This is a genomic window from Pontibacter sp. SGAir0037 (assembly GCF_005491705.1).
Classification (GTDB): Bacteria; Bacteroidota; Bacteroidia; order Cytophagales; family Hymenobacteraceae; genus Pontibacter.
The window spans coordinates 2,832,511-2,846,338 of sequence record NZ_CP028092.1 but is presented as its reverse complement, the minus strand read 5'-3'; the positions used below and the strand labels follow the sequence as shown (position 1 = coordinate 2,846,338).

Sequence of the window (13,828 nt, the reverse complement as noted above, 5' to 3'; positions counted from 1 at the left end):
TAAAGATAGGTTGGAAGAAGGGTATTGATGGGGAAGTGCTAATTTAATTTGTGTGGTTTGGAGTGCAACATGTTTACAATCTGAATATTGTGTGAATTCCTATTTTTATTTCTATGAGTTTAACTATATTTTCGTGGCGATCTTCGAACCAAAGATATTCTGTAATGATGAAGCGTAGTATCGGCTTTGTAGTATTGGTTGCCTTGTGGTTAGGCATTATTATTACAGGCGCGCAAACACTCGAGTTTATTCCCTCCAGTACCGTAGAAGAAAATAATAGTCCTCAACCCCGTCCTGCTGCGGCTATTGTAAAGAAACCGGCTCCTGTTCTATATGGCATTGCGACCGACTCGCTCGAAATAGTGGAAGGGGTAGTGGAAAGAGGAGAGACTTTATCTGAGATTCTGGGTGCCTACAATATTTCACCAACGGTTGTGGCTAATCTGGTTGACAAGGCCAGAAATATCTTTAACGTGCGGAAAATCAGTGCCGATAGAAACTATACCATTTTACACGCGCTGGACTCTGCACAAACAGCTCAATACTTTATTTATGAACCCAGCCAGGAAGAGTATGTTATTTATGACCTGCGTGGTGAGCTGAACGTGCTCTTGGAAAAGCGCAAGGTAGATACAGTAGAAAGAGTTATTTCCGGAGAGATACGAAATTCGCTTTACATGGATTTGGTGGCGGCCGGCGGATCTCCGCAACTTGTAAACCGTTTTGCCGATATTTATGCCTGGCGTATAAACCTGAACCACCTGCAGCCCGGAGATAAGTTTAAATTAATTTATGATGAGCGCGTATTGGATGGCAACACCATTGGATTTGGGAATTTGAAAGCCGCCTATTTTGAGCAGAATGGTAAGCCGATTTATGCCATACGGTTTAACGAAGGCAACAATACAGGTTATTTCGATCAGGATGGAAAGAGCCTGAAGAAAGCCTTTCTGCGTGAGCCGCTTGAATTCAGTCGCATCAGTTCCCGCTATACCATGAACCGCTTTCACCCGGTGCAGAAAATAAACAAGCCTCACCTGGGTACCGACTTTGCCGCACCAAGAGGCACACCTATCCGGACTGTGGGAGACGGTGTGGTGTTAGAAGCTACTTTTACCCGTGGGAATGGGTATTACGTTAAAGTTAAACACAATAGTACCTATACGACCCAATACCTGCACATGTCTAAATTTGCCAAAGGCATTAAAAAAGGTGCTCGTGTGCAACAGGGCCAAACCATAGGTTATGTAGGCAGTACTGGTCTGGCTACAGGACCTCACTTGTGCTACCGGTTCTGGAAAAACGGGAAACAGGTAGACGGCCTTAAAGTAAACCTTCCTTCTGCAAATCCTGTCGAGAAAAAGTATATGCCTGCCTTTACAGCTTTAAAAGAAGAAGTAATGCAAAAAATGGAAACCATTCCGGTAAATACCACTCCATCTGATTTAATAGCAACCGATAAGGAGGTAACTTCTAAGGATGCTTAAACGGCTTTTGTTTTATATACAGTAGGAGAGGCGCTTTTAAAGCGCAGGCAGGAGGCTTTTACGCTAGAGTAATTAAACAAGCTATCGTTTTAGAATTGGCAAGCCTAAGTTAGGATTCTAAACAGCTATACTTATTTGCAATAGCTTTGCAGATAGTGGTCTACGTCTTTAATGCCAAGGGCTTTGGCTCTGTTCCAGTCGGTGCAGGCATTGGCTTTGTCGCCGAGGTTGTAACGGGGTGCACCTCTGTTATAATAAGCCTCTGCATATTTTGTATTTAACGAAATAGCCTTGGTATAGTCGCTGATAGCTCCTGCATAATCTTTAATACCATAGCGGGCCAAGCCTCGGTTATTGTAGGCTTTCGCTTGTGTTCCGTCCAACTCAATAGCTTTATCAAAATCCAGGATCGCGCCCCGGTAATCTTTTAAATTATACTTTGAGAGGCCGCGGCTAAAATATGCTTCTGCGTGGGCGGGATCTAATTCTATTGCTTTCGTAAAATCCTCGATGGCACTCCGGTAGTTAAGCAGGCGATCTTTGGCTACGCCCCGGTTTGTAAGCGTTACGACATGCCCGGGTTCCAGTTTTAGAACCTCATCATAATCTTTGATAGCGTCTTCGTACTTTCCGGATTTAAACTTTTTATTGCCGCTTAAAAACATATCTTTTGCAGATTGTTGCGCAAAGCCTGAAATGGTAAGCAGCAGGGCAAGGGAAAGAAGTAGAATTTGCTTCATACTAATAACTTTTGATTAAGTCAAACGGGTGCAAAGTACAGCATATCAAAATAATCTTGAAAGTAAAAATAGCTGTTTTTATATACATAATTTTGCATGTAGTTGACATATAAGTTTTTATGAAATTTGTGAATTTGTTTAACAGGGCGACTGGGTTTTGGTAAGTTAGTATTATCGCTTATTTTTGTCCATCACTTAATTAACAGACAATATGGCATCAAAATATGATTTAGTAGTGCTTGGTAGTGGCCCTGGAGGTTATGTAGCAGCCATTCGTGCTTCTCAACTAGGTATGAAAGTAGCCGTTGTAGAGCGCGAGTCTCTTGGCGGTATCTGCCTGAACTGGGGTTGTATTCCTACAAAAGCATTGCTGAAAAGCGCAACAGTTTTTGAATATATTAAGCATGCTTCTGACTATGGTATTACTATTGGCGAATCTTCTGTAGATTTTGGTGCCGTGGTAAAGCGTAGCCGAGGCGTTGCCGATGGTATGAGTAAAGGTATACAGTTCTTGTTCCGCAAAAACAAGATTGATGCGATTTTTGGAACAGGTAAACTGGTTGCCAAAGGCAAACTGGAAGTTACGAATGCCGAAGGAAAGAAAGATATTGTAGAGGCAAATCACATTATTCTGGCTACTGGTGCCCGTTCCCGTGAACTGCCTAACCTGCCAATCGACGGCAAAAAGATTATCGGCTACCGCCAGGCTATGTCTTTGGAGAAAATGCCAAAGTCTATGGTTGTTGTAGGTTCCGGCGCTATTGGTGTTGAGTTTGCTTACTTCTATAACAGCATGGGTACAAAAGTTACCATTGTTGAGTACATGCCAAACATCGTGCCTGTAGAAGACGAAGAAGTTTCTAAGCAACTGGAAAGATCCTTCAAAAAATCAGGTATCGACATCATGACCAACGCCTCGGTAGAAGCAGTTGATACGAAAGGCGATATCTGCCAAGTAAAAGTAAAAACAGCCAAAGGAGAGGTATCGCTTGAGGCGGAAGTTGTGCTTTCGGCAGTAGGCATTCAGACAAACCTGGAAAACATTGGTTTGGAAGAACTAGGTATAAAAGTAGATCGTGGTCGCGTTCTTGTTGACGATTACTATAAAACAAACGTAGATGGTATCTATGCGATTGGTGACATTGTTCCCGGACCTGCTCTGGCACACGTTGCTTCGGCTGAAGGTATCATTTGTGTAGAAGCTATTGCTGGCCACCATCCGGAGCCTTTGAACTACGGTAACATACCTGGCTGTACCTATTGCTCTCCTGAGATCGCATCTGTTGGCTTAACAGAGAAAGCTGCTCGTGAGCAAGGGTTGGATATCAAAGTAGGTAAATTCCCATTCTCGGCTTCTGGTAAGGCAAGTGCTGGTGGCGTGAAAGATGGCTTTGTGAAAGTGATTTTCGATGCCAAATACGGCGAGTTCCTGGGAGCTCACCTGATTGGTGCTAACGTAACAGAAATGATTGCAGAGGTTGTAGTTGCCCGTAAGTTGGAAACTACCGGTCACGAAATCATTAAAGCGGTACACCCTCACCCAACTATGAGTGAAGCCGTAATGGAAGCTACGGCTGCCGCCTACGGTGAAGTAATTCACATCTAGCAATAGAAAACCGGTATAAGATCTATCCGGTAAATAATAAAAGGCCTCTTGCACCAGGTGTAGTTCTATCGCCGAAGCAGGAGGCCTTTACTGTTTCAGAAAAATTTCTTGCTACTGTTGGCTTTCTGTTAAAGCTATAAAAGCAGCAAAGGGGGCAGTTAATTAAACTGCCCCCTTTGCTTTTTAAGAAATATGAGGTGTTCTATACGGAGAAACTATCGCCACAGCCGCATGTACGGGAAGCATTCGGATTGTTGAAGAAGAAGCCTTTTCCGTTTAAGCCGTCTGAGAAGTCAAGCTCAGTGCCTGCCAGGTAAAGGAAGCTTTTCATGTCTACAACCACTTTTACCCCTTTATCTTCGAACTCCTGATCCATGGGTTTTACCTCATCGTCGAAGTCCAGTTTATAGGAGAGGCCTGAGCAGCCACCGCCCGCAACAGATGCACGCAGGCGGAAGGTGTCATCCAGATGAGCATCCTGCTTTAGCCTGATAACCTTTTCTTTTGCCTTGTCTGATACTGTTATCATATTGTTTATAGTTTAGGAGAATGAATGCAGTCCACACTAAATGCAGTCGTGCAGGTTCATATCTCTACCATATTATAATTTACCTTAATCAGGTTCAGACAGGTTTTGTTGTTTACCAGCCTGAACTCAAAAAGCAGACTGTTACCACCTGTACAAGTGGTTTTCAATCTGCTTCTGAATGTGTACACTTCTTACATGTACTTTTGTTGTTGACTCCATCGAGTCAGGCTCTTAGTGGTGAGACTTCGGCATTTCTAAAGCTGGTAAGCCATTCTTAACTCTGTAGTCGTTGATAGCAGACTTAATAGCGTCTTCTGCCAGTACAGAGCAGTGAATTTTTACCGGAGGCAATGCCAGTTCTTCCACAATATCCATGTTGTCGATAGCCAGTGCTTCGTCAACAGTTTTACCTTTTAACCATTCAGTAGCCAGCGAAGAAGATGCGATAGCAGAACCACAACCGAAAGTTTTAAATTTCGCATCTGTGATAACCTGGTTTTCGTCAACTTCAATCTGAAGGCGCATCACGTCACCGCACTCAGGAGCACCTACAAGGCCAGTACCCACACTGTTTTTGGATTTGTCTAGTGTACCAACGTTACGTGGGTTGTTATAATGATCAATTACTTTATCTGAATAAGCCATAGCTGTATTAATTACGAATTAAAAATTAAGAATTAAAAATTGAACCAGGAATTAAGAGGTAGGTGTCAATAAATCATTCCTCATTCTTAATTCCTAATTCTTAATTAAATTTTAGTGTTCTGCCCACTCAATAGAGTTCAGGTCTATACCTTCTTTGTACATTTCCCAAAGCGGAGACATTTCACGCAGTTTAGACACCGCTTCTTTTACGTGGTTGATAGCATAATCCACTTCTTCGTCGGTTGTGAAACGGCTTAAACCGAAACGCAGCGAAGAGTGAGCCAGGTCGTCACTTAAACCTAACGCTTTTAATACGTAAGAAGGTTCTAAAGAGGCTGAAGTACAGGCAGATCCTGAAGAAACAGCCAGGTCTTTCACTCCCATCATCAAACCTTCACCTTCTACATATTTGAAGGAGATATTGGCAACGTGGGGTAAGCGATGCTCACGCGAACCGTTCACGTAAGACTCTTCAATTGTAAGAAGCTCTTTCTCTAAACGATCACGCATAGCAGAGATACGAGCAGTATCAGACTCCATTTCCTGTCTTGCCAGTTCGCAAGCTTTGCCTAAACCAACAATACCAGGTACGTTTAAGGTACCAGAACGCATGCCACGCTCATGGCCACCACCATCCATCTGAGCAGTTACCTTTACACGTGGGTTCTTACGGCGCACATAGAGAGCACCTACACCTTTAGGACCATACATTTTATGCGCAGAGAAAGCCATTAAATCAATGCCATCAGCCTCTACATCTACCGGAACCTTACCTACAGCCTGTGTGCCGTCGGTAAAGAACAGGATACCATGCTTTTTAGCAATGGCAGATATTTCGCGGATAGGCTGAATAACGCCCACCTCGTTGTTGGCATACATGATAGAGATAAGAATCGTCTTATCAGTGATTGCTTCTTCCAGTTCTTTCAGGTCGATAAGGCCTTCTGCATTTACCTGCAGGTAAGTAACTTTACCGCCAAGTTTTTCGATATGCTTGCAGGTATCCAGTACCGCTTTATGCTCTGTGGTAACTGTAATTACATGGTTACCTTTAGATGCATACATCTCAAATACACCTTTGATAGCCAGGTTATCAGACTCCGTAGCACCGGAAGTGAAGATAATCTCTTTAGGAGAGCAATTGATAAGTGATGCTATTTGCTCACGCGCATAATCTACTGCCTCTTCTGCCTGCCATCCGAATGCATGGTTACGGGATGCTGCATTGCCAAACATGTTGGTCATGTAAGGTAACATTGCTTCCAACACCCGGGGATCAAGTGGAGTTGTGGCGTTGTTATCTAAATATATAGGTAATTTTAACATATTACTCATCGATTTATCTCTTTTTTGTACCTGTAAAATAACAGCTAATAGAAATTATTAGTTTTAGATTTGCCACAAAATTACAAAAAAAAGGTTACTTAGACTAATTACATATTAGAAATGATTAATGTAGAGCACATAGGTATTGCAGTTAAAGATTTTTCTGAGGCAAATAGTCTGTATTTCAAACTACTGGGGGTGGAGCCCTATAAGACAGAGTATGTAGAGTCGGAGAATGTAAATACTTCTTTTTTTAAAGTTGGAACCACTAAAATAGAGCTTTTAGAGGGTACTACAGAAGATAGTGCAATCTCTAAATTTATTCAGAAAAAGGGAGAAGGCATTCACCATATTGCCTTCGAGGTAGAAGACATCTTAGCTGAAATGGAGCGCCTGAAACAGGAAGGCTTTCAGCTTCTGAATGAGTGCCCGAAAAAAGGGGCCGACAATAAGCTGGTGTGTTTCGTACATCCTAAAAGTGCGAACGGAATTTTAATTGAACTGACGCAGGAAATACGTTAAACTGGTTCTGGATCTGTACCGGCTGTAAATGAAGTTTCAGGTAAATAACAATGTAATCGTTTTGCTATGAGCGAGAAAGAATTAATAAAAGCGATACAGGCAGCAGAGGAAGAACTGCTGCTGGGCAACACTATTCTTTACCCTACCGACACAGTATGGGGAATTGGCTGCGATGCTGAAAATGGACAGGCTGTACGTAAGATATTTGCAATAAAGGAGCGCGAAGAGTCTAAAACCATGATTGTTTTGGTAGCCGACACAGAAATGCTGCAACGGTACGTAGAAGATATACCCGCGGCTTTTTCTGAACTGGAAGAGAAGCAGGAGCGGCCAACAACCTATGTCTTTCCCAAAGCTAAAAATCTTCCCTCAGAAGTTATTGCTGCCGATGGATCTGTTGCTATCCGGGTTGTAAAAGATGAGTTCTGCCTGCGCCTGATCCGGCAGGTAGGCCGCCCGATTATTTCTACTTCGGCCAATATTAGCGGAGAGCCTGCCGCCCCATCTTTCAAAGATGTTTCTGATAAGGTAAAAGAGCGGGTAGATTATATTGTAACCTGGCGACAGGACGAGCAAATAACGGCCGTACCTTCCCGCATCATTAAAATAGATCCTAGCGGTGAGCACCAGGTGCTGCGGGATTAATGCCTCTGCTAATTAGAAATTAAAAATTATGGATCAGAAATGATCTTTTTGAAAGAGCAATTCTAACATTTAACAAGAGAATCTCTGACAGTGGGCATGCATGTGTTTGGGATCTGTGCCAGCCTGAATCTGGTATAGCAAAATTAGAATTGCCAACTCTATGCGGTTTTCCTCTTTTGTCTTTCGTCAGAAGATCTTCTGTCCGGCTATGCAGAGGTGCTTTAAATTTATTCTCCTTACTTTTGTACCTTAACAAAGAACGGTTCCAGAGGATTGGAAGAGAATATGGATACAGTAAAATTACCAGAACACCCCATTTTTGAAGTAGTGGCCGCGGCAGCTGCCGAACTAGGAGTAGATGCTTATGTGATTGGCGGCTTTGTGCGGGACCTGGTACTGAAGCGCCCTTCCAAAGACATAGATGTGGTGTGTGTAGGTGATGGTATAGCCTTGGCTGAACTGGTCGCACAAAAGCTGCCGCACAAGCCAAAGGTGTCTGTGTTCAAAAATTTCGGAACAGCTATGCTGCGGGCCGGCGAGTGGGAAGTGGAGTTTGTCGGAGCCCGGAAAGAGTCTTACCGATCTGAGTCACGCAAGCCGGAGGTAGAGCAGGGAACGCTGGAAGATGATTTGCAGCGCCGTGATTTTACGATCAATGCCTTAGGCATCAGCCTGAACAAGCATAGTTACGGGGAGCTGATAGATCGGTTTAATGGGCTGAAGGATTTGAAACGCAAAATTCTTCGTACCCCTTTAGAGCCCGGTATTACTTTCTCGGATGATCCGCTGCGTATGATGCGTGCCATACGCTTTGCCAGCCAGTTAAACTTCGATATTGATCCGGATACCTTTGATGCCATTACAGATCATAAGGATCGCATAAAGATAGTATCGCAGGAGCGGATTACAGATGAGCTGAATAAAATTGTGCTTTCACCCGTGCCTTCTTATGGCTTTAAGCTTCTTTATGCTGCTCAGCTGCTCCAACTGATCTTTCCTAAAATGGCAGAGCTACAGGGTGTGGAAACAATCAACGGGAATTCGCATAAAGACAACTTTTACCACACGCTGCAGGTGCTGGATAATGTGGCGCAGGTTTCCGACGATTTGTGGCTCCGTTGGGCTGCTATTATGCATGACATAGCAAAACCAGACACCAAACGCTTTTCCCCGAAAGTAGGCTGGACCTTTCATGGCCATGAAGACCGTGGTGCGCGTATGCTGCCGAAACTCTTTAAAGACCTGAAGCTGCCCCTGAACGAGCACATGAAGTTTGTGCAAAAGCTGGTGAAGCTGCACCTGCGCCCTATTGCCCTGGTAAAAGATACCGTAACAGATTCTGCCATCAGGAGGTTGTTGTTTGAAGCCGGTGATGATATTGATGCGCTGATGAAGTTGTGCCGGGCAGATATTACCTCCAAAAACGACACAAAAGTAAAACGTTATCTGCAGAATTTTGATAAAGTGGAGAAGCGCCTGGTTGAGGTAGAGGAGAGTGATAAACTACGTAATTTTCAGCCGGTTATTACCGGAGAAATTATCATGGAGACCTTTGATCTGAAACCTTCTAAAACGGTAGGAGAGCTAAAAGAAATGCTTACAGAAGCTATACTGGAAGGAACTGTAAAAAATGAATATGACGAAGCCTATGCTTTCCTGCTCGAAAAGGGGAAAGAATTGGGGCTCCGCCATACGCATTCTTCAAAAAACTAAACTAACTAACCTAATCTTTTTCAAATAAGTAAAATTTCTGTTTAATATCCTATTAAAATATTAATTTTTTATAGCTTTACTTAAATATTTATACTTAAGTAAACTCGCAGATTATCTTTTTTACAATCCGGAAAAATAAGTAAGTTGTCTTAAAATCGCCTAGGTAATGCCGCGGCCTGGTAAAAAGCCAGAAAAGCATTTTTCAGCAGGTATCGGCAATAGAAATAGGAGAGGGCAAATTCCAGCTTTAGTTCAACTTTGCATGAAGTCCTGGAATCGCAGCATGTTTCAGGCTAGATTGTATTAGCCAGCACGGGATGTGAAGTTTTATTTTGTACTAAGGCGGTTGTAAGAAGTCTGCTGCGCCATAAGAAAGTGGCGCAGCAGACTGAAAAATTATTTGCGTTTTACTTTGCTCGCACCCGAAACATCTGTTTGTACAGAGCCTGGGTTGCCACCGTAAGTGATGGAACTACCTCCAGAGGCATCAACTTCGAGAGAGTTATTGGCATACACATTGGCATCGCAGGCACCGGAAGCACTAAGCCTTACATTTTCTGAAATCATGTTGGCTGCATCTATTTTGCTTGCTCCGGAAGCATCCAGTTCAAAATGATTCGCCCTGCCTGCAAACGAAGTATGGGAGGCGCCTGAAATATCAGCTCGTATTCTATCGGCGCTAACGTTCATGGCTGCTTTTGTAGCACCTGATAAAGATAATTCCAGGTCACTTACCTCAAGCCTTCCCACATCGGCTTTTACAGCACCACTCAATTGCAGGCTGTTAAGATCCGGTACGGTAATCTGAACCAAAATCGGGTCTTTGCTGCTGAAGATATTGCTATACCGCTGCTTGGTTTCTATAACCAGTTCATTACCGTCTTGCTCAACATTGATTTTCTCCAGTTGCTCGTTGTCGGCATGAACACGCACATCATAATCTCTACCCTGACGGATCTGCACATGGAACATGCCTCTGATATCAATTGCGTCAAAATCTCTTACTTCAAACACTTTCTCGTTTTTATTGTACTCATCCAGCGCAAGTAAAACACTTCCGGCGCTCCCAACTGTTTCAGAAAATCCTTCGGCATACTCAGTTGAGTTTTCCTGGTCCAGCGTGTCAGCTTCGCAGGTAAGGCAGGTTAGGTAAGCGCCTTTAGCCTGCCAGGTGTTGCGTAATACTTTTTCACGGCTGTACTCTACATCAAACACTGCGTTCGGTAACAAGTATAAAAAGTTGCTGGTCAGGCGCAGTGGTTTGTTCTGAGGAAGCATGAGCAAGAGGTTTACCTTTTGCTCCCTTAGTGCTGCTCCTTTTTTGTACTCAAACGTGTTATCGAAACGGATGACAGAATCTTTCTGCAGCATCCGGTAGCTAACCATCTGGGCGTTCTGGCGTGCATCAGCTTCATCTTTTCCCTTGGCGCTTACCCGCTGAACTACCTCCAACGCGTTTCCGGTATGGCTTTGCAGTTCTATATCCACTCTGCTGTAGTCCAGGCTGGTGTCGAAAGCATCCAGTGTAACTGTGTTGTAACGGTCTACATTAAAAGATTTGGTAGACTCTATTTCACCGGTTCTTCTGAAGTTCTGGGTGTACATCATAATAATGGCTATCATGGTGAATAAACTTACCAGCCACACCGCAAACATGGACCAGCCTACAATCTGGCGCAGGAAGAACTGTTTGGAAATAAGGGCAATGCTCAGTATCCATAAGAAGGCAACCGGAATCAGCCCCACCAGAAAACCTGTAACCAGTCCGAGCCGGGGAAAGCCCTCCAGTAAAATGGAGGCCGGATAGTCACCTAACATAAAATTTTGTGGTTCATCAATAAGGCCTAGTCCGGCAAAGAAGGTCGTAAACAGGGCAATGGTAAAGCCAATCGAAATAATGAGTAGTATAACACCGGCCGCCACCCGGATAAAAGTGATCAGGAAGGCCAGAATGGGACCAAGTGTTCTGCCCAGCCAACTGAAAATTTGCGATATAAGGCGTATGGGCAGTAGAATTAATCTGGCAAAGGTGCTTTCCTCACCGTTGCTGTCTTTCATGTTCAGGTTATCTTTCAGGGTCTGCTCAATTCCTGAGAGTGTAACAGGATTCCCCTGCATCTGCATCCGCTCTGTTAAAGTAACGGCCTCGGGCACAGCAATCCAGATAACGATGTAAATCATTAAACCAAAGCCTCCCAGAAAGACCGATGCCAGGAACAGAATACGTACCACAGCCACATCAACACCAAAGTATTTGGCAATGCCACTGGCTACGCCGCCGATCTTTTTATCTTCCGGGTCACGGAAAAGCTTTTTCACAGTTGTTTCGGGCAACAGCGAGCTTTGCGGCATGGCGATCCAGAGAATAAGGTAAAGAACAATGCCAAAGCTGGTGAAGCCGTGTGTAAACGGAATACCTATCACCAATACCACAAACAGCAGGCGCACCCAAAGACTATCCACATTCAGGTAACTGGCAATGCCGGCGCAAACCCCTGCAACTACTTTGCGGTTTACATCGCGGTAAAGCCTCTTAGGACCACTTGTGCCTTGTGTATAGGCATGATCGCCTGTTCCGGCTCCGGAAGCTGCAGCACCGGCCGCGTGCGGTATCTCTTCTTCGGCCGTGTCTAATAATTCAAAATCTGTTACATCGCCCATTTGTGTAATCAGCGACTGCACATCTTCCTGGGTAATAACCTGTTTGCCAGGTGCAAGCCGGGCAGAGAAGATCTCAGCTATACGCGCTTCGATGTCCGAAATAATTTCCTCATGGCCTTCATAGTTGGAGAAATAGGTTCGGATGGAGGCCAGGTATCTGCTCAGCTGCTCATATCCATCCTCTTCTATATGGAAGATGATGCCTTGCAAGTTGATGCTTATATTCTTTTTCATGATTACTTAGCTTTCTTGTTTTGGATGATATATTCAGTAGAGGCTACCAGTTCCGACCATGTTTCCCTGAGTTGTTCGAGAAAGGTTCTGCCTGATTCCGTGAGGGTATAGTATTTTCTTGGTGGTCCGGAGGTAGACTCTACCCAACTATAATCGAGAAGCCCAGCATTCTTTAGCCTGGTAAGCAAAGGGTAGAGTGTACCCTCCACTACTATCATTTTTGCTGCTGTAAGCTCTTCCAGCATGTCAGATGCATATACCTCACCACGAGCGATAATCTCCAGTATGCAGAATTCCAGAATTCCCTTCCGCATCTGCACTTGTGTGTTTTCTACTTTCATGATGATCTGCTTTAATTTATGAACCAAAGATAGTATATAGTACTATGTAAAACAAGGTACTGTTTAAAATTTTTTTTGTTCGCCCGGAAAAGAGATTTTAATCCCGCGCTTTATTGTAATATTTCGTTAATTTTGATCCAAAATTTTTTAGCACAATAGTCAACTAATCAGTCGCTAAAGATGTTAGGCAGGCACGTTGACTTGCACTTTTCCCTATTCTTTTGAGGGGAGGAAATGGTGTTTTAATCTTTTAGCCAAATTTATTATTCGTATATGCCGAATTTTACCCTCCGATTGCTGTGGTCGGTATGCCTGCTTTTCCTGTGGTCAGCCGCTTCAGCCCAAGTTTCAACTCCTAAGTACAGTAACGAATTTCTTCATGTAGGTGTAGGTGCGCGTGCCCTGGGTATGGGTAACGTGCAGGCTGCCCTGGCCGATGATGCCACGGCCGGCTACTGGAATCCGGCAGGTTTGCTTCGGCTGCAGAACCGATATAACATCGGGTTGATGCACTCTGAGCTTTTTGCCGGTATTGCCAAAAACGACTTTGCCAGCTTTGCCATGCCACTTGATTCGAGCAGCGCACTGGCAGTTTCTGTTATCCGCTTAGGCGTAGACGACATTGCAGATACCCGCCGGCTGCAGAATGAGTTCGGTTATATACAGTACGATAGCATCCGGTTTTTCTCAGTGGCAGATTATGCCATGTTGGTGTCATACGCCCGTAAGAGCAACCTGATACCTGGTTTGCAGCTGGGTGCCAATGCCAAAATTATTTACCGCAATGTGGGTGAGTTCGCCAATGCCTGGGGCTTTGGCATTGATGCCGGTGCGCAGTTGCAGCGTGGCAACTGGCAGTTTGGGCTAATGGCGAAAGATATTACCACCACCTTTACCGCCTGGACGCATAATGTGGAAGCGCTGGAGGAGGCGTATTTGCAGACAGGAAACGATTTGCCTCAGAATACAGCCGAACTAACATTGCCGCGTGTGGTGCTGGGGGTAGGTAAAAGCTTCCGCTTCAACGATAAGTTTACTGCGCTGTTGGCTACCGATATCGATTTTACATTTGACGGAAAGCGTAATGTTCTTCTTAAATCTGATGTAGTGTCAGTTGATCCGCATGTAGGTCTAGAGCTGGCTTATGCCAACACTGTGTTTGTGAGAGGAGGCTTTAATAATTACCAGGAAACAAAGAATTTCGATGGCGGCTATACAAAGCGCATGCAGCCTAACTTTGGCGTAGGCTTTAAAAGCTATGGCTTTCATGTCGACCTTGCCATGTCCAGAGTCAGCGACAGCGAAAGCAATTCTATTTCGAGCATCAACACATCTTCTGTCATAGTTTCTTTAGGATATTCCTTCAACTAAGCCTTTTC

Annotated in this window: 12 protein-coding genes; 6 read left to right on the top strand and 6 right to left on the bottom strand. The window is 44.2% G+C overall.

Features of this window, described 5'->3' with window-relative positions; translation table 11 throughout:
- Positions 1 to 164: 164 nt before the first annotated feature.
- A complete protein-coding gene (locus C1N53_RS11550) occupies positions 165 to 1,487 on the top strand; it encodes a peptidoglycan DD-metalloendopeptidase family protein (protein WP_137759457.1) in 1,323 nt (440 codons plus the stop codon).
- Positions 1,488 to 1,618: 131 nt separating this feature from the next.
- Here C1N53_RS11550 and C1N53_RS11545 read toward each other — a convergent pair whose 3' ends face one another.
- Entirely contained in the window at positions 1,619 to 2,227 is a 609-nt protein-coding gene (locus tag C1N53_RS11545) for a tetratricopeptide repeat protein (RefSeq protein ID WP_168194017.1), read from the bottom strand.
- 211 nt (positions 2,228 to 2,438) lie between these two features.
- On the opposite strand from C1N53_RS11545, the gene lpdA reads away from it, so the two are divergent.
- Entirely contained in the window at positions 2,439 to 3,833 is a 1,395-nt protein-coding gene (gene lpdA / locus C1N53_RS11540; RefSeq protein WP_137759456.1) for a dihydrolipoyl dehydrogenase, read from the top strand.
- A 202-nt stretch (positions 3,834 to 4,035) separates the two neighbouring features.
- On the opposite strand, the gene C1N53_RS11535 is transcribed toward lpdA, so the two are convergent.
- From C1N53_RS11535 to C1N53_RS11525, 3 genes are all read right to left on the bottom strand, one after another.
- Positions 4,036 to 4,362 carry an iron-sulfur cluster assembly accessory protein gene (locus C1N53_RS11535; protein WP_137759455.1) on the bottom strand — a complete coding sequence of 109 codons (327 nt, stop codon included), beginning with the start codon at positions 4,360 to 4,362 and terminating at the stop codon, positions 4,036 to 4,038.
- 231 nt (positions 4,363 to 4,593) lie between these two features.
- Positions 4,594 to 5,007, bottom strand: a complete 414-nt coding sequence (gene iscU, locus C1N53_RS11530) for a Fe-S cluster assembly scaffold IscU (protein ID WP_137759454.1) — start codon at positions 5,005 to 5,007, stop codon at positions 4,594 to 4,596.
- 111 nt (positions 5,008 to 5,118) lie between these two features.
- Entirely contained in the window at positions 5,119 to 6,333 is a 1,215-nt protein-coding gene (locus tag C1N53_RS11525) for an IscS subfamily cysteine desulfurase (RefSeq protein ID WP_137759453.1), read from the bottom strand.
- A gap of 120 nt (positions 6,334 to 6,453) precedes the next feature.
- Between C1N53_RS11525 and mce the strand changes: the two genes are divergently transcribed.
- From mce to C1N53_RS11510, 3 genes are all read left to right on the top strand, one after another.
- On the top strand, positions 6,454 to 6,855 hold the full coding sequence (gene mce / locus C1N53_RS11520; RefSeq protein WP_137759452.1) for a methylmalonyl-CoA epimerase: 402 nt from the start codon (positions 6,454 to 6,456) through the stop codon (positions 6,853 to 6,855).
- 66 nt (positions 6,856 to 6,921) lie between these two features.
- Positions 6,922 to 7,500 carry an L-threonylcarbamoyladenylate synthase gene (locus C1N53_RS11515; protein WP_137759451.1) on the top strand — a complete coding sequence of 193 codons (579 nt, stop codon included), beginning with the start codon at positions 6,922 to 6,924 and terminating at the stop codon, positions 7,498 to 7,500.
- Between the two features lie 285 nt (positions 7,501 to 7,785).
- Positions 7,786 to 9,213, top strand: coding sequence for a CCA tRNA nucleotidyltransferase (locus C1N53_RS11510; protein WP_137759450.1), 1,428 nt, complete (start codon positions 7,786 to 7,788; stop codon positions 9,211 to 9,213).
- A gap of 396 nt (positions 9,214 to 9,609) precedes the next feature.
- On the opposite strand, the gene C1N53_RS11505 is transcribed toward C1N53_RS11510, so the two are convergent.
- Both C1N53_RS11505 and C1N53_RS11500 read right to left on the bottom strand, forming a co-directional pair.
- Complete coding sequence (locus tag C1N53_RS11505) at positions 9,610 to 12,108, bottom strand: PspC domain-containing protein (RefSeq protein WP_137759449.1); 2,499 nt, start codon at positions 12,106 to 12,108, stop codon at positions 9,610 to 9,612.
- A 2-nt stretch (positions 12,109 to 12,110) separates the two neighbouring features.
- On the bottom strand, positions 12,111 to 12,449 hold the full coding sequence (locus C1N53_RS11500) for a PadR family transcriptional regulator (RefSeq protein WP_137759448.1): 339 nt from the start codon (positions 12,447 to 12,449) through the stop codon (positions 12,111 to 12,113).
- 273 nt (positions 12,450 to 12,722) lie between these two features.
- Here C1N53_RS11500 and C1N53_RS11495 point away from each other — a divergent pair, with 273 nt between their 5' ends.
- On the top strand, positions 12,723 to 13,820 hold the full coding sequence (locus C1N53_RS11495) for a PorV/PorQ family protein (RefSeq protein ID WP_137759447.1): 1,098 nt from the start codon (positions 12,723 to 12,725) through the stop codon (positions 13,818 to 13,820).
- Positions 13,821 to 13,828 lie beyond the last annotated feature (8 nt).